This window comes from Pseudonocardia nantongensis, assembly GCF_046546495.1.
GTDB lineage: Bacteria > Actinomycetota > Actinomycetes > Mycobacteriales > Pseudonocardiaceae > Pseudonocardia > Pseudonocardia nantongensis.
In genome coordinates, this window is the sequence record NZ_JBKGXT010000002.1 from 24,368 (window position 1) to 47,684 (window position 23,317).

Consider the following 23,317-nt stretch of genomic DNA (forward strand, 5'->3'; position numbering starts at 1 on the left):
CCGGGTTAGGTTCGGCTCATGTCCTCGTACCTGCGCTACCCGCACCTGCGCGACGACACCCTGGTCCTCGTCGCGGAGGACGACGTGTGGACCGCCCCGGTCGACGGCGGGCGGGCCCACCGGCTGACCGCCGACGCGCTGCCGGCGTCCGGGCCGCGGATCTCCCCGGACGGGGCGAGCCTGGCGTGGACCTCGTGCCGGGACGGGGCGTGGGAGGTCTACCGGACCGGCCTCGAGGGCGGCGGCGTGCAGCGGCTGACCTGGTGGGGGGACATGCTCACCCGGGCGGCCGGCTGGACCCCCGACGGCGAGGTCGTCGCCCTCTCGGCGCACGGCGACCCGACCTCGCGGAGCTGGGCCTACGCCCTCCCGGCGACCGGGGGCACCCCGCGGCGGCTGCCCTACGGCACGCTCAGCGCGCTGGCGTTCGCGCCCGGCGGGCCCGCGGTCCTCACCCAGGTCGAGGGCGGCCGCGACGCGGCCTGGTGGAAGCGCTACCGCGGCGGCCGGGCCGGCCGGCTCTGGCTGGACGCCGCCGGCACCGGCGAGTTCACCCGGGTGCTGGCCGGGCTGGACGGGCAGCTGGAGTGCCCGATGATCGTCGACACCCCGGACGGGCCCCGGCTGGCCTTCCTGTCCGATCACGAGGGCTGGGCCAACCTCTACTCGGTGCCGCTGGCCCACCCGGCCACCGGCCTGCGCCGGCACACCGATCACGGGGCCGGTGGGGCGCTGCCGGACTTCTACGCCCGGCACGCCTCGACCGACGGCCGGCGGGTCGTCTACGAGTGCGCGGGCGAGCTGTTCCTGCTCGACGACCTGGACGCGGCCGCGCAGCCGCGCCGGCTGGACGTGCGGCTGGGCGGGCCCCGCTCGGCCCGCGATCCGTTCCGTGCCCCGGTGCCCGCCGACCTCGGCCCGGTACGGCCGGACCGGACCGGGCGGACCAGCATCGCCGGCGTCCGCGGCACCGTGCACCGGCTGACCCACCGGGACGGCCCGTCCCGGACGCTGCTCGCCGAACCCGGGGTGCGGGCCCGGCTGGCGCACCCGCTGGGCGAGCACCGCGCGGCCTGGGTGGACGATGCCGAGGGCGAGGACGCGGTGTGCGTCGCGCCGCTCGACCCGCACCGGCCCGGGGCCCCGGAGCGGGTGCGGTACGCGGCGGGCGGGCTCGGCCGGGTGCTGGAACTCGTCCCGGCGCCGGACGGTTCGGCGCTCGCCCTGACCACCCACGACGGCCGCCTGCTGGTGCTGCACACCGGGCCCGACCCGGCGCCGGGCACCGGCGCCGGCCCGGCCGACGGGGTGGTCGACGGGGTGGTCACCGATGCCGCTGATCCTGCCGATCCCGTCGACGCGTCCGGGGAGGCCGGTCCGGAGCGCGCGGCCGGGGAGCTGCGCGAGCTGGCCCGCAGCGCCGCCGGTGAGCCGTTCGACCTGGCCTGGTCGCCGGACTCGGCGTGGCTGGCCTGGTGCGAGCCCACCGAGCCGGGCCTGTCCCGGATCCTGCTGACCCGGCTCACCGACGGCGAGCACGTCGAGGTCACCCCGGCCCGGTTCCTGGACTCGGACCCGGTGTTCACCGCGGACGGCAAGCACCTGGCGTTCCTGTCCCGGCGGGTGTTCGACCCCTCCTACGACCAGCACGCGTTCGACCTGACCTTCGGCAGCGGCTGGAAGCCGTTCCTGGTGCCGCTGGCGGCACGGACGCCGTCGCCGTTCGGGGCGAGCCCGGACGGCCGTCCGGTGACCGCGGGCGAGGAGAGCCCGGAGGACCCGCCGGCGACCCCGCCGGACCCGGGCGAGGGCGGGGACCCCGGGACGGACGCCGCCGGTGGCGCCGCAGCCCACACCGTGACCGGCACCGCGACCGCGTCCGGAGCGCCGGCGGACCGGGCCGCGCTGGCGGACACGGGCCGGAAGAAGGGTGACGACGGCCCACCCGAGGTCCGGGTCGACCCGGAGGGCCTGGCGGACCGGGTCGTCGGGATCCCGGTCGAGGCGGCCCGCTACACCGGGCTGGCCGCGGTGGCGGGCGGGCTGGTCTGGCTGCGGGTGCCCGGCGGCGGCGTGCTCGGCGACAGCCGGGCCGACGACGCCGCCGAGCGCGAGCCCGCGGTGCTGGAGCGCTACGACCTGGTCCGCCGCAGCAGCACGGTGATCGCCGACCCGGCGACCGGGTTCGCGGTCAGCGGGGACGGCACCCGGATCGTGGCCCGGGACCGCGGCAAGGTCCGGCTGCTGCGCGCCGACCGGTCCGGCTCGTCCACCCCGGACGACGAGGGCGGCGACGAGTTCGAGATCGACACCGGGCGGCTGGTGGTGACCGTCGACCCGTCCGCGGAGTGGCGGCAGATGTTCGACGAGACCGCCCGCCTGATGCGCGACCACTTCTGGACCGCGGACATGGCCGGTGTCGACTGGGCCGCGGAGACCGCCCGCTACCGGCCGCTGGTCGAGCGGGTCGGCAGCCACGACGACCTGGTCGACCTGCTCTGGGAGCTGCACGGCGAGCTCGGGACCTCGCACGCGTACGTCATGGGCGGGCGTCCGGCCGGGGACCGGGACGGGCGGCCGGGCCTGCTCGGCGCCGACCTGGAGCCCGAGCCCGGCGGCCCGGGCTGGCGGGTGACCCGGGTGCTGCCGCCGGAGACCTCCGCCCCGGCCGCGCGCAGCCCGCTGTCCGCACCCGGCGTCGACGTCCGCCCCGGCGACGTGCTGCTCGAGGTCGGTGGCAGCCCGGTCGACCCGGCGTGGGGCCCGGCCCCGCTGCTGGTGGCACGGGCCGGCCGGACCGTGGAGCTGACCGTCCGATCCGGACCCGACCGGGCCGACGCGGGCACCGTGCGCCGGGTCGCGGCGCGCCCGCTGGGGTCCGAGGACGAGCTGCGCTACCAGGACCGCGTCGCGCGGCTGCGGGCCGAGGTCGCCGAGCGCTCCGGCGGCCGGCTCGGCTACCTGCACGTGCCGGACATGATGGGGTACGGCTGGGCGCAGCTGCACCGGGACCTCGCCCGGGAGACCGCGAAGGACGGGCTGCTGCTCGACGTCCGGGGCAACCGCGGCGGGCACACCTCGCAGCTGGTGGTCGAGAAGCTGGCCCGCACGGTGATCGGCTGGGACCTGCCCCGGCACCGGGCTCCGGCCACCTACCCGGAGCAGGCGCCGCGCGGGCCGGTCGTCGCGCTGGCCGACGAGCGCTCCGGCTCGGACGGCGACATCGTCACCGCGGCGATCAAGCGGCTCGGGATCGGGCCGGTCGTCGGCGTCCGCACCTGGGGCGGCGTGATCGGCATCGACGGCCGCTACGGGCTGGTCGACGGCACCCGGATCACCCAGCCCCGCTACGCCACCTGGTTCGACGACGTCGGGTGGGGGATGGAGAACCACGGCGTCGACCCGGACGTCGAGGTCGTCGTGACCCCGCAGGACCGGACCGCGGGCCGGGACCCGCAGCTGGACCGGGCGATCGCGCTGGCGTTGCAGCGAGTCGAGGAGCAGCCGCCGGTGCGCCCGCCGGACCGGGCGACCCGGCCGTCGATGACCAGGCCGGTGCTGCCGCCGCGTCCTGCCGTCTGACCCGCGGGGCGGCGAGACGGGCGCCACATCCGGCGTGAGAAGGTGCTCGGGTGCGCACTCCCACGGGCAGGTTGCTGGCCGTCCTGATCGCCGCCGGGGCGCTGGTGGCCGGCTGTGGCGCCGGACCGAACCGGGCCGACTCGGCCGCGATCGTGGGCCAGGAGTCGATCCCGCTGGCGGAGGTGCAGCCTGCGATCACCTCGGTGCTCACCCGGCCCGGGCTGGTCGAGGGCTTCGAGGCGCAGGGTGGCTCGCAGGCCGACATCGGCCGCGCCGTGGTCTCCCAGCTCGTGGTGCGCCGGCTCCTGGAACAGGCCGCCGCCGAGCACGGCATCACGATCGGGGAGGACCGGATCGACGCGGCGATCGCCGCGTCCGGCGGGGAGCAGGCGGTGGCGTCGAGTTCGCTGGCGGCCGGCGGGGCACGTGCCGCGGCCCGGGACCGGCTGATCGCCACCGAGCTGGCCACCCGGGAGCTGGACCGGCTCGCGGTGACCGCGGACCTCGCCGTCGCCCAGACCAGGGAGGAGGCCACCGCCCTGGCCCGGGCGCTGGCCGCCGGCGGTGCGGAGGCCGAGCGGGCGCTGGCCGGCGCCGGCACCGCCCAGCGGGACCTGGAGATCCGTCCCGCCGCGACCCCGCAGGCCGCGCTCACCCCGCTGGTCGGGATCCCGGCCGGGCAGGTGGCCGCGTTCCAGCTCGGTGCCGGGCAGGGCTGGGTGGTGGTCCGGGTGAACAGCCGGGAGCTCGGCCCGCCGCCGCCCGCCCCGGTACTCGCCGGCCGGCTGGATCAGCAGAGCCTCGGCGAGGCCGGGATCCTGCTGCTCACCCCGCTGGCGCTGCGCGAGGGCGTGCAGCTCAACCCGCGCTACGGCACCTGGGACCCGGTGTCGCTCACCGCCGTCCCGGACGCCGGCCAGGCCGCGCAGCTGTTCCCGGTCGCCGAGCCGGCCCCGGCGGGCTGATCGTGAGCGCCGCCGTCGTCGTCTGCCCGCGCCGGGTCGCCGTGCTGCCGGCCGCGGCCGTGCCCGCGCTGCGCACCGCGGACGCCGTGCTCGCCGCCCCGGAGCTGGACGAGGGCACCGCCCGCGCGGCCGGCGCGGCACCGTGGGACGGCACCGACCCCGCCGCACTGCCGGACCGCACCGTGCTGCTGGTCCCGGCCGGGCACCCCGCCGCCGCCGGCCCCGGTGCGCTGCCGCCGCCCACCGGGTCCGCGCTGCTCGACGCCGTCGCGGTGATGGACCGGCTGCGCTCGCCCGGCGGCTGCCCGTGGGACGCCGAGCAGACCCACGAGTCGTTGCTGCGCTACCTGGTCGAGGAGTGCTACGAGCTCTACCAGGCGATCGAGGACGCCGACCGGGACGAGCTGCGCGAGGAGCTCGGCGACGTGCTGCTGCAGGTGCTGTTCCACGCCCGGGTCGCGGCCGAGTGCCCGGACACCCCGTTCGGGATCGACGAGGTCGCGACCGGACTGGTGGACAAGCTGGTCGGCCGGCACCCGCACGTCTTCGCGCAGGGCGAGCGGGTGCGGACGGCCGCGGACCAGGACCGTCGCTGGGACGAGCTGAAGCGCGCCGAGAAGCAACGTGACTCCAGTGTGGACGGTGTCGCGACCGGCCAGCCGGCCGTCGCGCTGGCCGCCAAGCTGGCCTCGCGGACCGCGAAGGCCGGGCTCCCGGCCGACCTGCTGCCCGCCGGCGAGGAGCCGGGGGAGACGCTGTTCCGGCTCGCCGCGGCCGCCCAGCTCGACGGCGGCGACCCGGAGGCCGCGCTGCGCGCCGTCGCCCGCGCGTTCGACGCCCGGGTCCGCTCCGCCGAGAAGGCCGCCGCCGCCGACGGCAAGGACCCCCACACCCTGACCCCGGAGGACTGGCGCCACTACTGGCCCGTCCCCTGACGCCCACCCCCCTTCCACGACGCGAGGGGCGGCACCGTCGGTAGGCTCGAGGTGGTGCGTACCCGGTCCGTGGTGATGGCGATCGGCGGGATCCTCGTCCTGATGCTGCTCGTGACGCTGGCGGTCGGGCAGGACGGGCGGCGGGGGCCGTCGTCGCCGCGGACGCCCGTGGACCGCTCGGAGCCGCCGCCTGCGGTGGCACCGCTGCCGCGCGGCACCGACGTCGACGCCTGGGCAGCCGGCACCGCGGACGCGGCCGGCATCCCCGAGCGCACCCTGGCGGCCTACGCCACCGCCGAGCTGCGGCAGCGCGAGCGCACCCCGGCCTGCCGGCTGAGCTGGGCCACGCTGGCCGGGATCGGTCGCGTCGAGACCCGGCACGCCACGTTCCGCGGCGCCGAACCGGGACCGGACGGCCGGGTGGACCCGCCGATCGTCGGGATCGCCCTGGACGGCGGCAACGGCACCCGCCGGGTCACCGACACCGACGGCGGGCGCCTCGACGGCGACCCGGTCCTGGACCGCGCCGTCGGCCCGATGCAGTTCCTCCCGGAGACCTGGGCCCGCCACGGCGTCGACGCCGACGGCGACGGCACGGCCGACCCGCAGCAGGTCGACGACGCCGCCCTCGCCGCGGCCGGTCTGCTCTGTACCGACGGCCGCGACGTCGGCGACGGCGACGACTGGTGGTCCGGCGTGCTCGCCTACAACGCCTCGCGGTCGTACGCCGACGACGTCTGGGCCGCCGCCGCCGAGTACGCCCGCAGCGCCCCACCCCGCGTCGTGGAGCCTTGACGCTGCCCGGAAGCCACGGGACGGCATCAAGGCTCCACGACGCGTCATGGGGTCACGGGGTGGCGGTCATGGGGAGCCCAGGGCGATCCGGGCGCGGATCTCGCCGAGGGCCTCCTGGTACTCCGGGCGCGGGTCCATCGCCGAGGCCATCTTCAGCTGCGTCTCGGCCTCGGGGAGCCTGCCCTGCCGCTGGAGCGTCTTGCCCAGGGCGAACCGGGCGTAGTGATCGGCCGGATCGAGCTCCAGCACTCGTTCGAACGCACCCTCGGCCGGGCGCAGCTGGGCCGAGTCGAAGTACGCGCGGCCGGCCAGCAGGTGCACCGAGACCTCGTCCGGAGCGGTGTCCAGCACCGGGGTCAGGGCGGCCAGGGCCTCGAGCGGGCGGCGTCCGGAGAGCAGATCCTCCGCGCGCCGGAACGCGGCGACCGGGTCCGACTTGTTCGCGCGTGGACTGCTCATGGTCACTCCCACGTTAGGTGCGATCGGGGCGCCGCGCGAGGGGTTGACGGCGGCCCGGTCGGGGACGTGACGCAAGCGTCCGTCGCGCTCGGACGACCTGCGGTTACGCTGACGCACCGGACACGACCAGCGATGCGGACAGGAGTGACGGTGGCGGTCATCGAGCAGGTCGGGGCACGCGAGATCCTCGATTCCCGAGGCAACCCCACGGTGGAGGTCGAGGTCGCGCTGGACGACGGCACGCTGGCCCGCGCGGCCGTGCCGTCGGGCGCGTCGACCGGGGAACACGAGGCCGTCGAGCTGCGCGACGGCGACCCGAAGCGCTACGGCGGCAAGGGAGTGGAGAAGGCCGTCGCGGCGGTCCTCGACGAGATCGGCCCGGAGCTGGTCGGCGTCGAGGCGGTGGACCAGCGCCTGGTGGACCAGCGGCTGGTGGACCTGGACGGCACCGCGGACAAGTCGAAGTTCGGCGCGAACGCGCTGCTGGGCGTGTCGCTGGCGGTGGCCAAGGCCGGCGCCGAGTCGTCCGGGTTGGAGCTCTTCCGCTACGTCGGCGGCTCCAACGCGCACGTGCTCCCGGTCCCGATGATGAACATCCTCAACGGTGGTGCGCACGCCGACACCTCCGTCGACGTGCAGGAGTTCATGATCGCGCCGATCGGGGCGGAGACGTTCCGCGAGGCCCTGCGCTGGGGCGCGCAGGTCTACCACGCGCTGAAGGCGGAGCTGAAGGACAAGGGCCTCTCCACCGGTCTGGGCGACGAGGGCGGGTTCGCCCCGGACGTCAAGGGCGGCACCCGCGGTGCGCTGGACCTGATCGCCGCCGCCGTGCAGCGGGCCGGGTTCACCCTGGGGACCGACGTGGTGCTGGCCCTCGACGTGGCCGCGACCGAGTTCCACACCGATGGCAAGTACGCCTTCGAGGGCAAGAAGCTCACCGCGGAGAAGATGGCCGAGGTCTGGAAGGACCTCGTCGAGTCCTACCCGCTGGTGTCCATCGAGGACCCGCTGGACGAGAACGACTGGGACGGCTGGGCCGCGCTGACCGAGGCGATCGGGGACAAGGTGCAGCTGGTCGGCGACGACCTGTTCGTCACCAACCCGGAGCGGCTCGAGGAGGGCATCGCCCGTGGTGCCGCGAACGCGCTGCTGGTCAAGGTCAACCAGATCGGCACGCTGTCCGAGACGCTCGACGCGGTGACGATGGCGCACAGCGCGGGCTACCGCTGCATGATGAGCCACCGCTCCGGCGAGACCGAGGACGTCACCATCGCCGACCTGGCCGTCGCCACCGGCTGCGGTCAGATCAAGACCGGTGCCCCGGCCCGGTCCGAGCGGGTGGCGAAGTACAACCAGCTGCTGCGGATCGAGGAGCTGCTCGGCGACGCCGCCCGCTACAACGGCGAGCTGGCGTTCCCGCGCTACCAGGTGCCCGGACAGGGCTGACCCGTACTGCCGGCAGGGCGGACACTCCGCCGATCCGGTGCCGCGCCGGACACACCTCGGCGCGGCACCGGGACACCGCCCACGATCGGGGGGCATCCTGGACCGCAGCGATCACGCAGCGGTCCCGGGGGTACTCCCGGCGCGGCGGTGGGAGGAGGACGCATGGGGGGCACCCGCGGGCGAGCCCGTGACACGCGGGCCCGAGCGTCCGGCGGCGGCCGGGGCCGGGCCGCGGCCAAGCCCCGTGCCACCCCGTCCCGCGCGAGCGGCGGCCGCGACGGCGGCCCCCGCTCCCGGCCGTCCGCCCCGGCGCAGGCCCGGCCGCGGCTGACCCGGGCCCGGTCCCGGGCAAGTGAGGTCGTCGCCCGGACCACCGGGATGCTGGGGCTCTCGTCGACCAAGCGAGCGGCGATCCTGGCCCTGGTGGTGTGCGCGCTCGCGCTGACCGTCGCCGTCCCGCTGCACAACTACGTCTCCCAGCGACAGGAGCTGGCGGCCGTCACCGAGCAGCAGCGGGCGCTGGAGGCCGACGTCGAGCGGCTGTCCGCGGACCGGGCCCGGCTCTCCGACCCGGCCGAGGTGGAGGCGCAGGCCCGGGCCCGCCTGCACTACGTGCGTCCCGGTGAGACCCCCTACGTGGTGCAGTTCCCGACCCCGCCCGCACCGGAGGTCACCGACGGTCAGGCCGAGCCGGGCGTGCCGTGGTTCCACACCCTGTGGAACGACGTCACCGGCGAACCGCGACGATGACACGGTGAGCGAGCAGCACGACCGCGACCCGATCCGCCCGTCCGGCCTCGAGGCCGGGCCGGTCCCGCAGGACGACCTCGACGCCGTCGCCGACCAGCTGGGACGCACGCCGCGCGGCATCCTCGCGGTGGCACACCGCTGCCCGTCCGGGCACCCGTCGGTGGTGCAGACCGCGCCGCGGCTGCCGGACGGGACGCCGTTCCCGACGCTGTACTACGTGACGTGTACCCGGCTGGCATCCCGGATCGGAACCCTGGAGGCCGAGGGCCGGATGAAGGAGATGACCGACCGGCTGGAGGAGGACCCCGACCTGGCACGGCGGTACCGGCGGGCGCACGAGCTCTACCTCGCCGAGCGGGACGCGATCGAACCGCTCCCGACACACCCGGACGTCACCGCCGGCGGCATGCCGGACCGGGTGAAGTGCCTGCACGTGCACGTCGGGCACGCGCTGGCCGCCGGGTCCGGGGTGAACCCGTTCGGGGACGAGGCGCTCGACGAGATCGGCGCGTGGTGGCGCGCCGGACCGTCCTGCTCCTGAGCCCGGCTCAGGTGCGCGGGGTGGCCCGCTGCAGGACGTCGTCAACGCCGGTGCCCGGCCGGGTGCCGGCCGTGCGCAGCGGGCCGTCACCGGCCAGCCGGGTCCCCAGGAAGGCCTCGGCGACGGTGCCCGGCGCGTGCCGGGTCATCAGCGACCCCTGCAGGCAGAGCGCGGCCAGCTCGGCCAGCCGGCGGGCCCGGCGCTCGTCGGGGGAGGCCAGCTCGTCACGCAGCGCACCGATCGCCCGGTCCAGCCGCGGGTCCAGCCCGGCGGCGAGGTCGATCTCGGCCAGCAACGCCTCGACCGCATGCGGCTCGCGGGTGATCGCCCGCAGGCCGTCGAGCGCGGTGACGTTGCCCGAGCCCTCCCAGATCGAGTTCAGCGGAGCCTCCCGGTAGAGCCGGGGCAGGTCGGACTCCTCGACGTAACCGTTGCCGCCGAGGCACTCCAGCGCCTCCGCGACGATCGCGGACGTCCGCTTGCAGAGCAGGTACTTCGACACCGGCAGCGCCAGGCGCAGGAACGCGGTCTCCTCGCGGTCCACCGCCCCGGCCAGCCGCAGCGCGAGCGTCGTGGCGGCCTCGGTCTCGGCGGCGAGCTCCCCGACGACCTCGCGCATCAGCGGCTGGTCGGCCAGCCGCCTGCCGAACGCGGACCGGTGGGCGATGTGGTGCGCGGCCTCGGTCACCGCGGCCCGTGCCGTCGCGGCGGCGCCGAGCACGCAGTCCAGCCGGGTCATCGAGACCATCTCGATGATCGTCGCGACGCCGCGTCCCTCGTCGCCGACCCGCCAGCCGGTCGCCCCGAGGTACTCGATCTCGGACGACGCGTTGGACCGGTTGCCGAGCTTGTCCTTGAGCCGCTGCAGCCGGATCGCGTTCCGGGTGCCGTCGGGCAGCACGCGGGGCAGCACCAGGCAGGTCAGCCCGCCGGGGGCGCGGGCGAGGGTGAGGAACAGGTCGTTCATCGGGGCGGAGGTGAACCACTTGTGCCCGGTGAGCCGGTAGCTGCCGTCGGGCTGCGGGGTGGCGACGGTGCTGCCGGAGCGGACGTCCGAGCCGCCCTGCTTCTCGGTCATCGACATGCCCGCGAGCAGCCCGGGCTTGCCCGACGGCACGGCGAGGCCGGGCTCGTAGCAGCGTGCGGTGAGGCCCGGCTCGTACGCGGCGGCCAGCTCCGGGGCGTGCCGCAGCGCCGGGACCGCGGCGTAGGTCATCGAGATCGGGCAGAGGTGGCCCTGCTCGACCAGCGAGTGCAGGTAGAAGCCGGCGGCCCGGGTGACGTGCGCACCGGTGCCGGGCGCGGCCGTCCACGGGGCGGCGGCCAGGCCGTGCTCGACGCTGGTGCGCATCAGCACGTGCCAGGACGGGTGGAACCCGACCTCGTCGATCCGGTGCCCGGTGCGATCGTGCGTGTGCAGCTCCGGTTCGTGCGCGTTCGCCAGCCGGGCGTGCTCGCGGTGATCCGCGGTCCCGACGACGACGGCGAGCTCCCCGACCGCGGCCCGCGCCGACGGTGCGGCGGCCCCGGCCTCGCGCTCGAGGGCCTCCAGTAGCGCCGGGTCGCAGCCCAGCAGGTCGCCGTCGGCGCGCGGCGGAACCTGGTTGGTGACCTCGTGGGTGCCGAGATCGGCCGCCGGGACGGCCGCGAGGGGAGTGTCGAGCCCGTCGGGCCGGTCGTGCGTCGTCGTCACTACTCGAGGGTAACTTGGCCGGGGCGGGCCGGGCCATCCTTCCGCGTACCGTGACCGGCGCCGATCCGGTAGACCCCCACCACCACAGGAGTGCCGATGTCGCGGGTGGCCGCCATCGACTGCGGGACCAACTCGATCCGTCTGCTCGTCGCCGACGTCACCGAGTCCTTCGACGGGCTCAAGGACCTGCGCGACCTGCACCGCGAGATGCGGATCGTGCGCCTCGGCAAGGGGGTGGACGCGACCGGCCGGCTGGATCCCGAAGCCCTCGAACGGACCCGGGTGGCCCTGGTCGACTACGCGGCCGCGGCCCGCCGCAAGGGTGCCGAGCGGATCCGGATGGTGGCGACCTCGGCGACCCGGGACGCGTCGAACCGGGAGGAGTTCTTCGCGATGGTGCGCGACACCCTCGGCGTCGACGCGGAGATCATCTCCGGTGACGAGGAGGCGCGGCTGTCGTTCGTCGGGGCGGTCGGCGACCTGGACCCGGAGGACGGTCCGTTCGTGGTCACCGACGTCGGCGGCGGGTCCACCGAGGTCGTGGTCGGGGAGCTGCGCGACGGCGCCGCCGAGGTGACCGCGGCCAGGTCGGTGGACATCGGATCGGTGCGGCTGACCGAGCGCTGCCTGCCCGCCGCCCCGCCGTCCGAGGAGCAGATCGCCGAGGCCCGATCGGTGGCGGCCGGGGTGCTCGGGGAGGCGTTCGCCGCGGTCCCGGTCGAGGGTGCCCGGACCTGGGTCGGCGTCGCGGGAACGATCACCACGCTCTCCGGTATCGCGCAGGAGCTGCCCGAGTACGACCCGGAGCAGGTGCACCTGTCGAGGCTGTCGCGCGACGAGCTGCACCGGGTCGCCGACCTGCTGATCCACTCGCCGCGCGCGGAGCGGGAGAAGCACGGGGCCCTGCATCCGGGCCGGGTGGACGTGATCGGCGCCGGGTCGCTGGTCGTAGAGGCGCTGGCCGACGAGCTAGCCGCCCGCGCCGGGATCGAGCGGGTCGTGGTCTCCGAGCACGACATCCTGGACGGCATCGCGCGTTCGATCGCATGAGTGCGTTCACCGATCTCGACGCCCTCGATGCCGCGGTCTCGGAATGCCGGGCCTGCCCGCGGTTGGTCGCGTGGCGGGAGCAGGTCGCCGTCGAGAAGCGTGCCGCGTTCCGGGACCAGACCTACTGGGGACGCCCGGTCCCCGGCTTCGGCCCGGCCGACGCGGCGATGCTGATCGTCGGGCTGGCCCCGGCCGCGCACGGCGCGAACCGGACCGGGCGGATGTTCACCGGCGACCGCTCCGGCGACGTGCTCTACGCCGCCCTACACGCCGTCGGCCTGGCGTCCCAGCCCACCGCCGTCCACCCCGGTGACGGCCTGGAGCTCTACGGGGTGCGGATCACCGCTCCGGTGCACTGCGCGCCGCCGGCGAACAAGCCGACCCCCGGGGAGCGGGACACCTGCCGGACCTGGCTGGAACGCGAGCTGGACCTGCTCGCCCCGACCCTCCGCTCGGTGATGGTGCTGGGCGGGTTCGGCTGGCAGGCGCTGCTGCCGGTGCTCGCCGGCGCGGGCTGGGAGATCCCGACTCCGCGGCCGAAGTTCGGGCACGGGGTCTCGGTGAGCCTCGCGCCGACGGCTCCCGGCCGCGCGCAGCTGGAGCTGTTCGGCTGCTACCACGTGAGCCAGCAGAACACCTTCACCGGACGGCTGACCCCGGCGATGCTCGAGCAGGTCCTGGCCGACACGGCCCGCGCCGGAGGCCTGTCACCCACCGCGTAGTTGATCTTCTTCTCGCGCGCATCCCCTCGCCGGCCATGAGGTCGCCCGGGTGCGCTTTGCTCTGCGTACCTCCACGCAGCGCACCCCCGGAACCGCCGGCCGGCTCCACATCACCGGCCGTAGGTGAAGTGGTGCAGGCGCAGCGAGTCCTGGAACGCGGGGACGTGGCCGGTCGCGGAGAGCAGCGGCCGCAGCCAGACCCGGGGTTCGCGGAGGGTGACCTCGTCGTAGATCGAGACGTCGTCGCGTTCGAGCAGGTCCGGATGCCGGTGCGCGAACCCGGCCGGGTCCCACGCGGAGTGGAACTCGGTCCCCATGAACCGCAGGAGCGGCGTCCACCGGGAGACGGGAAGGGTCCAGGGCGCGACGGCGTCGAACGCGATCTCCCCGCGAGGTGTGCCGCCCGTGACCCGGTCGACCGCGGTGTGCAACGCCTCGCCTGACAGGTACATGAACAGGCCCTCGGCGACCACCAGGGTCGTCCGTGCAGGGTCGATCGCGGCCCACCAGCCGTCGTCGGTGACGGAGCCGGCGACCTGACGGACGTGCGGCGGGAGGTCGTAGAGCCGGCGCCGGATCGCCATCACCTGGAGCTGGTCGACATCGACCCACCGGCAGCCCGGCGGCGGCGTCACCCGCAACGGCCGGCTGTCCAGGCCACAGCCCAGATGCAGCACCTGACCGTCCGGCTCGGCGGCCAGGAACCGCCGGGTCCAGTCGTCCAGGAGCGCGGACCGGCAGACGATCGCCGGAACGTCCCAAGCGGCCCGCCACAGGCCGTGCACGTCGTGCTCGATCCGGTCGTAGACCTCCTCGGCGTAGGGGTCACCGAGGATCGGCCGCCGGGACAGCGCGTCCAGGCGTCGCATGTAGAGCGTCATCAGCAGGGTTCCCGCCGCTCCGCGCAGGTCCACCTTCCTGGTGGCGGTCATGATCGGCCTCCTGCCCGGCTACGCTGGCCCGACGCCCCCGTAGCCCAACGGCAGAGGCAAGCCCCTTAAAAGGGTTACCGGTGTGGGTTCGAATCCCACCGGGGGCACCCGCTACGCCCCCGACGATACGCGCCTGACCAGCACGTTTCCCCGTCGACTGCTCGGCGATCCTGTCCGTGTGCCCGGCCCTGACCGGTGTTCGCCGGGGGTGGCGGTCTCGTCGAGGCCGGCGGCCTGCCCGACGGACTTGGAGGTATCTCGTCAGGTAGCCGATATGGCGTCCGGCTTCCTCGGAGCCGCCGAGGATGCCCTTGACGTGGACCTGCGGCCCGAACGCCACCGTGTGGCGCCGCCTCCGACCCAGAACACGGCGCCGTCGAATTCCACGGCGACCGGCACGACGTCGGGCTGGCCGACGGCGTCTACGGTCGCCAGACGGCCCTGATCGGGTCCACCGAAGTCGATCCGCGCAAGCGAGAACCCGGTCGGGTCGACCACCACCCCACGACGCTGCGAGCGTTCGACCCGGTTGCACGCTGGCCGGCGACCTGGCGGCTCGCCCCTACTCCGGCGCAAGATCGACGAACTCGTCATGATGCAAGCGCCCACCACGCGAATCGACGTGAGCGCGCGCGGGCCGGCCACGCCGGCCCGCCGTCCGACCCTCTACCTCCGGCCCGGGCGCGGCCGTCGGTCCGGCTACCCGGCCACAGCCACGGGGAGGCGTCCGATCACCGAGGCGACTCGGGCACGCCGACGAACACGGCGAGTCGAGCAGCTATCCGTCCGCGCGCTTCCACAGCGACGTCAGAATCGCCGCTACTCGTTGCGGCTCGGCCTGGTGCGGGGCGTCGGCGTGATGGCGGTCTTCGTAGCGCACGACCGCGCAGTCCGCGAGCACGTGCGAGAGCCGCTCGGCCATCGCCTCCCACCGCTCGTTGCTCAGCGCTCCGTACCCGACGTAGGACGGTCCGGGATAGCGCCGTAGAGCGTCGTCGTCGACGCGGTAGGCGTCCACGACCGGGATCGTGGCTGCTACTCCCGCGGGCCGCTTGGCCATCTCCGGGTCGTCGCTCGGCGGCGGTGGTGGTGGCAGCTCGACGCCCGGCCGGACGAACTGCTGCACGAACCGCCGCATGCGCTGGTCCTCGGGGCCATCGGACAGCTGTTGGGCGGCAATCGCCGCCCGGTCGGCATCGCTGAAATCGGTGGCCGGTTCGTTGAGCGCCAGGCTCGCGACCCGGTCCGGGTGGCGGGCGGTGTAGGCCAGCGCGACCGCGCCACCGAACGATTGACCGTAGAGGTGGAACCGGTCGAACCCCTGCTCGGTCGCGAATCGATCGAGCCCGTCTATCTCCAGATCCAGCCCATAGTCCTGCGGGGGCTGGTCACGGGCGTAGACCTCCAGCTCCTTGGTCACGACGGGTGAGGAGTGCGCGAGCTCCGCCATCAGGGGCGCGTAGGCGACATGCGCGGGGATCATGATCCCGGGGAGAAGGATCGCCGCGGTCATCGCTGCTCCTCACAGCCGTCATGGGATGAGCGATCCTATCGATGTGCTGGTGTGGGCCGAATACCCTCGATTGACGAAAGTGTCCCCTCGGCCGATCAGCATCCACGTCGTGGTCTCGACTGCAAGGGCGCCTCCGGCGGTCGCTACGCGATGGCTGCGCCACGCTTGCCCCCGACACCACGATGAGCAGAGCGACCAAGACGAGGGGACGGGGGAGGAGCGGTCTCGATCCCGTCCGGGCGAGTCGCGGGCCATACGCGGACGCAAGCGGCTGCTTCGCTACTCCGTCGCACGTCAGAGGGGTTTGGGAGCTCTCTCTAATTCGTCGGCAGGTCGAAGAAGGAGGAGTCACGTTGGTCGGTGCGGGTTCCTACCCACCGGTCGGACCAATGATGTCTGCTGACGGTTCGCCCCGATGTTCCTTCAGCTCCATAAACAGTACGTGTGTGTCCGAGCTTCCGATGTTCTCGCCGTAATGACGCTGTGCTGGCAGCCAACCTGTCATTCCAGCGGGCAGCTCGACCTGACGCTCCCCACCGTCGGCACCAAGTCGGCGCCGGAAGGAACTCAGCGTGTGCATCACGCTGTCCGGGTGCTCGTGGGGTGTGGTCTTGTCACCTGGACGGTCCTTGTACTCCAGCACACGTACGCGATCGTTCTCGAACACGACCTTGTACAGGTCCGGGTTCGTCGTGACCGGGTCCATGTCCGTGTCCATCGGCGGAGTATGGCGTGGCCTCACCTCCCTGCCAATACGCCACTCGCCGGACCGGTTGTGCCGAGTACGTGTCAAACCTGCTGCCTACTCGCCGCCGATCGCAGCATCGCTGCAGGTCCGTGCGGGGGCTCGTCGCGCACGGCGACTCTCCTTGAAGGGCTACCGGTGCGGACGAGTTGCTGCACGAACCGCTGCATGAGCTGATCCGCGGGAACGTCCCGGTCCGTCGCGAATCGATCGAGCCCGTCGACCTCCAAGTCCAACCCGTAGCCCTCCGGTGGCTGGTCGATCAGTTCCGGACGGGCCGGTCGATAGTAGGACTGGCGCCCCTCGGCGCGGGAGTCGACCAGGCCGCAGTCCCGCAGGCAGGCGAGGTGCTTCGACACCGTCGACCGTGCCAGGCCGAGCTGGTGGGTCAGGTCCACCACGCGCGCCTCCCCTCGCCCAGCCGGGACACGATCGCCAGACGAGCCGGGTCGGCCAGGGAGCGGAAGAGCGCGACGGCCGGGCCGACGTCGGGACAGCAGCTCATCCCCCAGTAGCGCTGTCAGCCGGATTGGGCGATGAGAAGGAAGGGTGTAACCCGCTGCAGGACGGGAAGCCACCCGTATAGCCGCTGGACGACGGCCACTCCGATGGAGGTGCGGCACATGCGCGCGGGCGAGCGGTTCCAGATGACGGTCGAGACGCCGAGCGAGCGGGTACGGCTGATCCGGGTGGCCGGGGGCCTGGACCAGGCCACGGCAGCGGCGCTGCTGCGGATGATCGACGCCCAGCTGGAGTCGATCGTGGCACGGCGCCGTTCGGTCACCGACCTGCTGGTGGATCTGGAAGGCGTGAGCAACTTCGAGCCCGCCGCCGTGAAGGCCATGCGACACGCCCGGCACAGCACGGCGGCCCGGGGCGTCCGGCTCCACCTGACCGGCTGCACCTCGCGCTTCTTCCTGCTCCCACTGAGCGTGCGACGACTGCTGGCCGAGTTCCGCGCCTACCCGACCGTCGAAGTGGCGCTGGCCGCACTGGCCCGGCCCGCGGCCGTCGCGGCGGATCCGGGACCGGCTCCCTCGGCGCCGTCGTCGACGGGACGACACGAGCCGCCCACCGCCCAGCCACACGACGGTCCCGGGGTGCTCGGCGAGCCTCCGATCTGGGCACCGGCCCGGGGCGGGTGGCCGCACGTTCCTGCTCCCCGGAGCATCCCCGGGGAGCAGCGTCGGCGGGACGCGCTAGGCACGGTGGGTCTCGACGCGATCCGATAGCCGGTGTCACCCTCAGGTGCCGGGGCTCAGGACGCGGTGGTGGCGAGGGTGGGGTCCCGCATGCCGGTACGGTATCGACGCCGATGCCGTACCCGTAACGAACTCCGGGTCGGCCGCGGGCGTGCGCCGCTCAGGACCGGCGTCCGTACACCGAGACGTGTAGCCGGCTGTCCGCGGTGAACGGCTCGTCGGACCAGCCGCCGTGCCGCTCCCGCAGCTCGAGGCCGGCGAGCCGGGCCATCAGGTCCAGCTCGCTCGGCCAGACGTATCGCAGGGCCAGCGTGTCCCGGGTGATGCCGTGCTCGCCGATCCGGACGTGGCACTTGTCGACCCGCTGGGTGACCCGGTCGTAGCGGCCGACGTCGAGGTGCACGCCCGTCGTCGAGATCCCGGCGGCGTGGCAGTACTGGTCGACGCCGTCCCGCCGCTCGAGCCGGTACATGGGGTCCGGGCAGACGTTCTCGACGACGAACACGCCCTCGTCGTCGAGGTGTCGGGCCGCGTTCGTGACGCAGCGGACCTGGGCGTCCTGGGTGGTCAGGTTCATCAGCGAGTTGAACGCGACGAACACCAGCCGGTAACGCCCGGGCAGGTCCACCTCCGCCATGTCGCCGTGCACGACGGTCGGCTCCCCGCCGCCGGGCTTCGCCTGCAGCCGCTCGATCATCGCCGCGGACTGCTCGACGCCGTCCACCCGGATCCCGGCCGCGGCCAGCGGCAACGCCAGCCGACCGGTGCCGATCGCGAGCTCGCAGACCGGGCCGCCTGCGGCGAGCGCGGCCAGCCGGGCCACGGCGGCCTTCTCGTCACCGCGGGGATGGTCGTCATAGTGGGCGGCCACCTGCGGGCCGAAGCTGGTGAAAGGATCGAAGTCCATCGCCGGGAAGCTCATCGGCGCGATGGTGACCCGCGCCACGGCTCGGGTGCGAGCGATTTCAGTGCGGGGCCGGCCGGTCGAGCTGCGCGGTGAGGGGGCCGGCGACTTGAGCCCTCCCGGTGGACGCGGGTCGGGTCCGGCCGGATGCTCGCGGGGTGACCACATCTCGCGAGCGGGAGATCGAGCAGGTCCTGGTGCACGGTCTGTGCCCGTTCGTCGTCGAGCTGACCGAGGCCGACCCGGCCTGGCCGGACGCCTACGCGGAGGTCGCCGCCCGGCTGCGTGAGGTGCTGGGCCGGCGTGCGCACCGGGTCGAACACATCGGATCCACCGCCGTGCCGGGCCTGGTCGCGAAGCCGGTGATCGACGTCGTCGTCGGGCTGGACGACCCGGACGACGAGCCCGCCTACCTCCCGGATCTGACGGCCGACGGCTGGGATCTGCGGGTCCGGGAACCCGGGCACCGCTGCCTGCGCGGCGCGGTGTGCGACCTCGCGGTGAACCTGCACTGCTACGCCGACGACAGCCGGGAGACCGTCCGCTACCTCGCCCTGCGCGATCGGCTCCGCGCGCATCCGGACGAGCGCGCCCGGTACGCGGCGCACAAGCGATCGCTGGCCGGACGGGAATGGGCCGACATGAACCTCTACGCCGACGCCAAGGGGCCGGTGATCGAGGAGATCCTCGCCCGGGCCGGCGTGCCGCCCCGCTGACCCGGCCGAGTGGTACATCCCGTGTCCGCGGAACGGCTCCCGGCACACGGGATGTACCGGTGATCACGGTCGGCCGGCGCCGGCGGCGCGGAGGAACCGTAGATGGCCCAGTTCCGCCGCGTTCTTCATCAGCTCGGCGTTCGCCCACGCCGTCAGGTGCCCGGCGGTGTGCCCGGTGGGCCAGGGGAAGGTCACCGGCCGGTCCGGGTCCACCGCGTCCAGCGCCTCCCGCCACCGCCCGGCCAGCTCGTGCAGGGCGGTGACCAGCCCGGCGGCCGAGCCCGGCCAGACGACGTCGGTGCGGTCCCGCCGCCGACGGCCGGTCAGCTCGTCCAGCGCGGTGCCCCACCACCAGAGCAGGTGCCAGCCGAGCCAGGCCCCGGTCGGCGCCGGCACCGGGTCCGGCTCGGTCTCGGCGAAGTCCGGCGTCCAGCCACCGTCGGGTCCCGGGTGCAGCGTCCAGTGCAGCGGGGCGGGTAACCAGGTCAGGTCGTCGTCGACGAGCCGGTCGAGGTGGTACTCGCACAGCGCCCAGGTCAGGTCGAACTGCCAGCGGATCAGGTCGGTCACGGTGGGCGATCCTGGCCGCCGGGACCGGCGCGGTCGAGCGGGTTCGGTCCCGGGCGGTCAGCCGCCGGGCCGGATCGCCCGCCCGCCGAGCATCGCCCCGGTCGCGGCCCGTACCCCGGTTCGCCGACCTCGGCGGCGCCGTCCGCCGGGGTCGAGCACCGCTGATCCTTCCCTCCGCGTGCAGCCCGGTCCAGCGGGTGACCGCTGCCGACGGAGCGCCCGCAGGGCAGACTCGACCCGTGACGACCGCACGGGAACGGGCCGGGGACTTCTGCACGCGGTACGGGCTGACGGCGCCGGTGCTCGGTGCGCCGATGGCCGGGGCGTGTCCACCGGAACTCGCCGCCGCGGTCGCCGGGGCGGGTGGGATGGGCGCGGCCGGCGTGGTGAACGACTCACCGGAGAAGATCGCGGGCTGGGCCGCCCGGTACCGGGAGCTCTCCGGCGGACCCTTCCAGCTCAACCTGTGGGTTCCGGACGCGCCGGGCCCCGGATCCGGACCCGGCACTGCATCCGGCACCGCCGAGGTCGCCGGGTTCCTGGACTCGCTCGGTGGGCACGCCGCCCCGCCCGCCGGGTCCGCCCCGGACTTCGAGGCCCAGTGCGCGGCCGCGCTGGCGGCCCGGCCGACCGCCGTATCGTCGATCATGGGGGTGTTCGACGACACCTACGTGGCGGCCCTGCACGACGCCGGGATCGCCTGGTTCGCCTGCGCCACCACCTTAGCCGAGGCGCTCGCCGCCCAGCGGGCCGGCGCGGACGTCGTCGTCGCGCAGGGGATGGAGGCCGGCGGGCACCGCGGGACCACCGACCCGGACGCCGCCGAACGCACCACGGTCGGGCTGTTCGCGCTGGTCCCGCAGCTCGCCGACGCGCTGTCGGTGCCGGTCGTCGCGGCCGGCGCGGTGGCCGACGGCCGCTCCCTGGCCGCCGCGCTGACCCTCGGGGCGAGCGCGGTGCAGGTCGGCAGCGCGCTGCTGCGGGCCCCGGAGACCGGGATCGACGCCGGCTGGGCGGCCGCCCTGGAGGGGCTGGCGCCGGAGGACACCGTGCCCACCCGGGCCTACACCGGGCGGCTGGCCCGGGCGATCCCGACCGCGTACGTGCGGGCGTGGGCCGAGCCGGACGCGCCGGTCCCGGCCCGCTACCCGCAGCAACGCCGGCTGGTCGCCCGCTACCGGGCGGGCGAGCCGGGCGCGGTGGACAGGGTCAACCACTGGGCCGGTCAGGCCGCCGGCCGGGCGGGTGCCGAGCCGGCCTGGGAGATCGTGGCCCGGATGTGGCGGGACGCCGACGCGCTGCTCCCGTGAGCGATGGGTGCTCGCCCGGGCCCGTGCCGTTGCTTCGCCCGCCGGCCGCCCGTGCTCAGTCCCCGACCCGCGCTCAGTCCCCGACCATGTCGTCGAACTCGCCCTTGCGGGCGCCGTCGATGAACGCCGAGATCTCGTCGGGGGTGTAGACCAGCACCGGTCCCTCCGGGTCGCGGGCGTTGCGCACCGCGACCTGACCGTCGCCGAGGACCGCGAACTCGACCCCCGGGCCCCCGGTGCGCCACTGCACCGGGCCCAGGTCGGTGGCGCGGGTTCCGTTGGGGTGGGACACGGCGACCTCCGTGAGTGCCGACGGCGTTCGGATGACTTCGGAGAGTAGCAAATGAATATGCATCTGATCTTGCAACAGCAGCGTCGTTCGGTGACGATGGAACCAGTCGTTCTCGAAGGAGTCCCGTAGATGCGCCGGTCGACGCACGGAGCCGCCCCCGAAGGGCCGGTCACGTGACCGCCGGACGGCCGCAGGAGGATCTCCAGCCCGACGTGCTCACGCTGACGTCGGTGATCGACAGTCGTGCACACAAGGTAATCGACAGCGAACTCTGTGCGCCGCACGCGGTGCGCGCCGGACGTTACGAGGCGCTGTGCGGGCATCTGGTCGCGCCGGCCCCGCTGATCGAGGCCGACGGTGCGCCGTGCGCCCGCTGCGTGCAGCTGGACCCGACCGTCCCGGCGACCGAGAAACCCCCCGGCCGCCGGAGCCGCGGCCGTCGCCTGCGTCGGATCCGCGCGAGCTGATCCGGCCCGGCGTCAGCGGGCCAGGCGGTCCGGGTCCGGCTGCGGCCGGCGGCGCAGCGGACCGCGGGTGCGGCGCTCGAGGAACCGGCTGCCCGCCTGCAGGGTCTTCGAGAAGGCGTTCGGACCGCGCCGGCGCTCGATCGCCTCGCCGATGCGTCCGAGCAGCCACGCCGCGATCGGCGCTCCGATCGCCAGCAGCAGCCACATCCGCAGGTGGCGGGAGAACAACGCCCACATGGTCGGCTCCTTTCGCGCCACGCCGGCCGGTGCCGCACCGGCACGGCGCGGACCCTATCCCGGTGCCCGGCATCGCGCCGGACGCCGGGCCGTGACCGCGGCGTGACCCACTCGTTGATCGAGTGCGGGCAGATCCGGCGCGGCCCCGGCCGGATGCCCGGGCACGAGGAGGTACGCCCATGTCCCCGATGGGTTCCGGTGGCGTCGTCACGCTGGCCGTGGTCCTGCTGGTGGCCGTCGTCGCGCTGCTCAGCCCGGCCGGGCGGCGGGTCGCGACGTCCGCGCTGGGATCGGTGGGCCGCTGGCCCGCGCTGATCCGCGCCGAACTCCGCGGGAAGGCACCGCTCTCGGACGACCCCCGCGGAGACACGACGCCGGACATCCCGGTCGTCGCGGACGAGTCGCTGCCCCCGACCCGCGGCCTCCCGCAGGTCGGACGGCCGCGCCGCTGATCCCGGCGCCGCCCCCGGGGCGGGCCTGTCGCGCGCTCGGCCGGACGCGGTAAATTTTCTTTTACCGGCGGGAACCCTCGGGCGGCTCTCGACGTTGACAGGATGCGAGGGCCGCCGGAGGCGGTCCCGCACACGTCCGTCGAGGAGGATCCAGGTGCGCTCCACGAGCAACCCGGCGTTCCGCAACCTGCCCACCCAGCAGGGCGGATACGCCACGTTCGACCGCTCGGGTGGCGGCATGATGGGCGGTGGTGCTGCCCTCGGGGGCGCCCAGTCGTCCTACGTCGACCCGAGCCAGACCACGCAGGACACCGGCCGCCCGATCACGATCGACGACATCGTGCAGAAGACCGCGATCAGCGGTGGTCTGGCCCTGGTCGCGGGCTTCCTGACCGTGCTGTCCGGCCTGTACGTCCTGGCGCTGCCGGCGTTCATCGTCGGCATCGTCGTCTCGCTGATCGTCATCTTCAAGCAGAAGCCCAGCGCCCCGCTGACGCTGACCTACTCGATCGCGATGGGCATCGCCCTCGGCGGGATCACCGGAGTCATCCAGGACTCGGCCCCGCAGCAGTACGCCGGAATCGGCCTCCAGGCCGTCATCGGCACGGCCGGCGTGTTCTTCGGGATGCTCGTCGTCTACAAGACCGGCGCCGTGAAGGTGACGCCGCGGTTCACCAAGTGGCTGATGGGCGCGATGATCGGCGTCGTCGTCCTGATGGTCGCCAACCTGGTCGCGAGCTTCTTCACCACCGGCGGCATGGGCCTGCGCGACGGTAGCCCACTGGCCATCCTGTTCAGCATCGTCGTGATCGGTGTGGCGGCGTTCAGCCTGCTGCTCGACTTCGACGCGGCCGACAACGCGGTGAAGGCCGGCGTCCCGGAGAAGTACTCCTGGTACATCGCGTTCGGCCTGATGACCACGCTGGTCTGGCTCTACATCGAGATCCTGCGCCTGCTGAGCTACCTGCGCGGGGACTGACCCGACGGCCCGGCCGCCGAGGCCGGGAAGCGGACCGGAATCGCCCCCTCCGGTCCCACA

General features: G+C 74.4%; 24 protein-coding genes, 1 tRNA gene and 1 pseudogene. 16 read left to right on the forward strand and 10 right to left on the reverse strand.

The genetic code is table 11. The annotated features are described in order from the left end of the window. Nucleotides 1-18 precede the first annotated feature (18 nt). From ACLFMI_RS02025 to ACLFMI_RS02040, 4 genes are read left to right on the forward strand one after another with little or no spacing between them, the layout of a single operon-like run. Nucleotides 19-3,582 (forward strand): S41 family peptidase, encoded by a 3,564-nt coding sequence (locus ACLFMI_RS02025; protein WP_410945967.1) that lies wholly within the window; start codon nucleotides 19-21, stop codon nucleotides 3,580-3,582. 50 nt (nucleotides 3,583-3,632) lie between these two features. Further along, nucleotides 3,633-4,547 carry a SurA N-terminal domain-containing protein gene (locus ACLFMI_RS02030; RefSeq protein WP_410945968.1) on the forward strand — a complete coding sequence of 305 codons (915 nt, stop codon included), beginning with the start codon at nucleotides 3,633-3,635 and terminating at the stop codon, nucleotides 4,545-4,547. Continuing rightward, nucleotides 4,544-5,482, forward strand: coding sequence for a MazG family protein (locus ACLFMI_RS02035; RefSeq protein WP_410946289.1), 939 nt, complete (start codon nucleotides 4,544-4,546; stop codon nucleotides 5,480-5,482). The genes ACLFMI_RS02030 and ACLFMI_RS02035 overlap by 4 nt, the downstream gene beginning before the upstream one ends. A 54-nt stretch (nucleotides 5,483-5,536) precedes the next feature. Further along, nucleotides 5,537-6,277, forward strand: a complete 741-nt coding sequence (locus tag ACLFMI_RS02040; RefSeq protein WP_410945969.1) for a lytic murein transglycosylase — start codon at nucleotides 5,537-5,539, stop codon at nucleotides 6,275-6,277. Nucleotides 6,278-6,343: 66 nt separating this feature from the next. Here ACLFMI_RS02040 and ACLFMI_RS02045 read toward each other — a convergent pair whose 3' ends face one another. Further along, on the reverse strand, nucleotides 6,344-6,736 hold the full coding sequence (locus ACLFMI_RS02045) for a tetratricopeptide repeat protein (protein WP_410945970.1): 393 nt from the start codon (nucleotides 6,734-6,736) through the stop codon (nucleotides 6,344-6,346). Nucleotides 6,737-6,886: 150 nt separating this feature from the next. On the opposite strand from ACLFMI_RS02045, the gene eno reads away from it, so the two are divergent. From eno to ACLFMI_RS02060, 3 genes are all read left to right on the forward strand, one after another. Continuing rightward, nucleotides 6,887-8,182, forward strand: a complete 1,296-nt coding sequence (gene eno, locus ACLFMI_RS02050; RefSeq protein ID WP_410945971.1) for a phosphopyruvate hydratase — start codon at nucleotides 6,887-6,889, stop codon at nucleotides 8,180-8,182. Between the two features lie 162 nt (nucleotides 8,183-8,344). Continuing rightward, entirely contained in the window at nucleotides 8,345-8,932 is a 588-nt protein-coding gene (locus tag ACLFMI_RS02055) for an FtsB family cell division protein (RefSeq protein WP_410945972.1), read from the forward strand. Nucleotides 8,933-8,936: 4 nt separating this feature from the next. Continuing rightward, nucleotides 8,937-9,473, forward strand: coding sequence for a DUF501 domain-containing protein (locus ACLFMI_RS02060; protein WP_410945973.1), 537 nt, complete (start codon nucleotides 8,937-8,939; stop codon nucleotides 9,471-9,473). A gap of 7 nt (nucleotides 9,474-9,480) precedes the next feature. Here the strand turns inward: ACLFMI_RS02060 and ACLFMI_RS02065 are convergent, their stop codons facing one another. Continuing rightward, nucleotides 9,481-11,166, reverse strand: a complete 1,686-nt coding sequence (locus ACLFMI_RS02065) for an acyl-CoA dehydrogenase family protein (protein ID WP_410945974.1) — start codon at nucleotides 11,164-11,166, stop codon at nucleotides 9,481-9,483. Nucleotides 11,167-11,262: 96 nt separating this feature from the next. On the opposite strand from ACLFMI_RS02065, the gene ACLFMI_RS02070 reads away from it, so the two are divergent. After that, nucleotides 11,263-12,216: a Ppx/GppA phosphatase family protein gene (locus ACLFMI_RS02070; RefSeq protein ID WP_410945975.1), complete on the forward strand. Its 954-nt coding sequence runs from the start codon at nucleotides 11,263-11,265 to the stop codon at nucleotides 12,214-12,216. Continuing rightward, nucleotides 12,213-12,938, forward strand: coding sequence for a uracil-DNA glycosylase (locus tag ACLFMI_RS02075; protein WP_410945976.1), 726 nt, complete (start codon nucleotides 12,213-12,215; stop codon nucleotides 12,936-12,938). The genes ACLFMI_RS02070 and ACLFMI_RS02075 overlap by 4 nt, the downstream gene beginning before the upstream one ends. A 110-nt stretch (nucleotides 12,939-13,048) precedes the next feature. Here ACLFMI_RS02075 and ACLFMI_RS02080 read toward each other — a convergent pair whose 3' ends face one another. Continuing rightward, complete coding sequence (locus ACLFMI_RS02080) at nucleotides 13,049-13,870, reverse strand: class I SAM-dependent methyltransferase (protein WP_410945977.1); 822 nt, start codon at nucleotides 13,868-13,870, stop codon at nucleotides 13,049-13,051. A gap of 33 nt (nucleotides 13,871-13,903) precedes the next feature. Between ACLFMI_RS02080 and ACLFMI_RS02085 the strand changes: the two genes are divergently transcribed. Then, a tRNA-Leu gene (locus tag ACLFMI_RS02085) sits at nucleotides 13,904-13,977 on the forward strand. A gap of 671 nt (nucleotides 13,978-14,648) precedes the next feature. Here ACLFMI_RS02085 and ACLFMI_RS02090 read toward each other — a convergent pair. The 3 genes and pseudogenes from ACLFMI_RS02090 to ACLFMI_RS02100 all read right to left on the reverse strand — a co-directional run. Then, the gene (locus ACLFMI_RS02090) at nucleotides 14,649-15,383 is read right to left on the reverse strand and encodes an alpha/beta fold hydrolase (RefSeq protein ID WP_410945978.1); all 735 of its coding nucleotides are present in this window, start codon (nucleotides 15,381-15,383) and stop codon (nucleotides 14,649-14,651) included. Between the two features lie 370 nt (nucleotides 15,384-15,753). Continuing rightward, nucleotides 15,754-16,101 carry a cytoplasmic protein gene (locus tag ACLFMI_RS02095; RefSeq protein WP_410945979.1) on the reverse strand — a complete coding sequence of 116 codons (348 nt, stop codon included), beginning with the start codon at nucleotides 16,099-16,101 and terminating at the stop codon, nucleotides 15,754-15,756. Nucleotides 16,102-16,385: 284 nt separating this feature from the next. Next, nucleotides 16,386-16,633: pseudogene (locus ACLFMI_RS02100) on the reverse strand (ArsR/SmtB family transcription factor); the annotation flags it as partial. Between the two features lie 118 nt (nucleotides 16,634-16,751). Here ACLFMI_RS02100 and ACLFMI_RS02105 point away from each other — a divergent pair. Beyond that, nucleotides 16,752-17,360: an STAS domain-containing protein gene (locus tag ACLFMI_RS02105; protein WP_410945980.1), complete on the forward strand. Its 609-nt coding sequence runs from the start codon at nucleotides 16,752-16,754 to the stop codon at nucleotides 17,358-17,360. A gap of 130 nt (nucleotides 17,361-17,490) precedes the next feature. Here the strand turns inward: ACLFMI_RS02105 and ACLFMI_RS02110 are convergent, their stop codons facing one another. Further along, the gene (locus tag ACLFMI_RS02110) at nucleotides 17,491-18,252 is read right to left on the reverse strand and encodes a class I SAM-dependent DNA methyltransferase (protein WP_410945981.1); all 762 of its coding nucleotides are present in this window, start codon (nucleotides 18,250-18,252) and stop codon (nucleotides 17,491-17,493) included. A 140-nt stretch (nucleotides 18,253-18,392) separates the two neighbouring features. Here ACLFMI_RS02110 and ACLFMI_RS02115 point away from each other — a divergent pair, with 140 nt between their 5' ends. Then, on the forward strand, nucleotides 18,393-18,950 hold the full coding sequence (locus tag ACLFMI_RS02115; RefSeq protein WP_410945982.1) for a GrpB family protein: 558 nt from the start codon (nucleotides 18,393-18,395) through the stop codon (nucleotides 18,948-18,950). Between the two features lie 63 nt (nucleotides 18,951-19,013). Here ACLFMI_RS02115 and ACLFMI_RS02120 read toward each other — a convergent pair whose 3' ends face one another. Continuing rightward, nucleotides 19,014-19,520: a DinB family protein gene (locus ACLFMI_RS02120; RefSeq protein WP_410945983.1), complete on the reverse strand. Its 507-nt coding sequence runs from the start codon at nucleotides 19,518-19,520 to the stop codon at nucleotides 19,014-19,016. A gap of 239 nt (nucleotides 19,521-19,759) precedes the next feature. On the opposite strand from ACLFMI_RS02120, the gene ACLFMI_RS02125 reads away from it, so the two are divergent. Beyond that, complete coding sequence (locus ACLFMI_RS02125; protein WP_410945984.1) at nucleotides 19,760-20,830, forward strand: NAD(P)H-dependent flavin oxidoreductase; 1,071 nt, start codon at nucleotides 19,760-19,762, stop codon at nucleotides 20,828-20,830. 73 nt (nucleotides 20,831-20,903) lie between these two features. Here the strand turns inward: ACLFMI_RS02125 and ACLFMI_RS02130 are convergent, their stop codons facing one another. Beyond that, entirely contained in the window at nucleotides 20,904-21,122 is a 219-nt protein-coding gene (locus ACLFMI_RS02130; protein WP_410945985.1) for a DUF397 domain-containing protein, read from the reverse strand. 173 nt (nucleotides 21,123-21,295) lie between these two features. On the opposite strand from ACLFMI_RS02130, the gene ACLFMI_RS02135 reads away from it, so the two are divergent. Further along, entirely contained in the window at nucleotides 21,296-21,589 is a 294-nt protein-coding gene (locus ACLFMI_RS02135) for a hypothetical protein (RefSeq protein ID WP_410945986.1), read from the forward strand. A 12-nt stretch (nucleotides 21,590-21,601) separates the two neighbouring features. On the opposite strand, the gene ACLFMI_RS02140 is transcribed toward ACLFMI_RS02135, so the two are convergent. Then, nucleotides 21,602-21,826 carry a hypothetical protein gene (locus ACLFMI_RS02140; protein ID WP_410945987.1) on the reverse strand — a complete coding sequence of 75 codons (225 nt, stop codon included), beginning with the start codon at nucleotides 21,824-21,826 and terminating at the stop codon, nucleotides 21,602-21,604. A 179-nt stretch (nucleotides 21,827-22,005) separates the two neighbouring features. Here ACLFMI_RS02140 and ACLFMI_RS02145 point away from each other — a divergent pair, with 179 nt between their 5' ends. Continuing rightward, nucleotides 22,006-22,278 (forward strand): hypothetical protein, encoded by a 273-nt coding sequence (locus ACLFMI_RS02145; protein WP_410945988.1) that lies wholly within the window; start codon nucleotides 22,006-22,008, stop codon nucleotides 22,276-22,278. Between the two features lie 154 nt (nucleotides 22,279-22,432). Continuing rightward, nucleotides 22,433-23,257 carry a Bax inhibitor-1/YccA family protein gene (locus tag ACLFMI_RS02150; RefSeq protein ID WP_410945989.1) on the forward strand — a complete coding sequence of 275 codons (825 nt, stop codon included), beginning with the start codon at nucleotides 22,433-22,435 and terminating at the stop codon, nucleotides 23,255-23,257. The last annotated feature ends 60 nt before the right edge of the window (nucleotides 23,258-23,317 follow it).

Coding starts and splice junctions, on each gene's coding strand:
- ACLFMI_RS02025 (WP_410945967.1), top strand. CDS start 19: ATGTCCTCGTACCTGCGCTACCCGCACCTGCGCGACGACACCCTGGTC.
- ACLFMI_RS02045 (WP_410945970.1), bottom strand. CDS start 6,736: ATGAGCAGTCCACGCGCGAACAAGTCGGACCCGGTCGCCGCGTTCCGG.
- ACLFMI_RS02055 (WP_410945972.1), top strand. CDS start 8,345: ATGGGGGGCACCCGCGGGCGAGCCCGTGACACGCGGGCCCGAGCGTCC.
- ACLFMI_RS02070 (WP_410945975.1), top strand. CDS start 11,263: ATGTCGCGGGTGGCCGCCATCGACTGCGGGACCAACTCGATCCGTCTG.
- ACLFMI_RS02075 (WP_410945976.1), top strand. CDS start 12,213: ATGAGTGCGTTCACCGATCTCGACGCCCTCGATGCCGCGGTCTCGGAA.
- ACLFMI_RS02080 (WP_410945977.1), bottom strand. CDS start 13,870: ATGACCGCCACCAGGAAGGTGGACCTGCGCGGAGCGGCGGGAACCCTG.
- ACLFMI_RS02090 (WP_410945978.1), bottom strand. CDS start 15,383: ATGACCGCGGCGATCCTTCTCCCCGGGATCATGATCCCCGCGCATGTC.
- ACLFMI_RS02095 (WP_410945979.1), bottom strand. CDS start 16,101: ATGGACACGGACATGGACCCGGTCACGACGAACCCGGACCTGTACAAG.
- ACLFMI_RS02105 (WP_410945980.1), top strand. CDS start 16,752: ATGCGCGCGGGCGAGCGGTTCCAGATGACGGTCGAGACGCCGAGCGAG.
- ACLFMI_RS02110 (WP_410945981.1), bottom strand. CDS start 18,252: ATGAGCTTCCCGGCGATGGACTTCGATCCTTTCACCAGCTTCGGCCCG.
- ACLFMI_RS02140 (WP_410945987.1), bottom strand. CDS start 21,826: ATGTGGGCGTTGTTCTCCCGCCACCTGCGGATGTGGCTGCTGCTGGCG.
- ACLFMI_RS02145 (WP_410945988.1), top strand. CDS start 22,006: ATGTCCCCGATGGGTTCCGGTGGCGTCGTCACGCTGGCCGTGGTCCTG.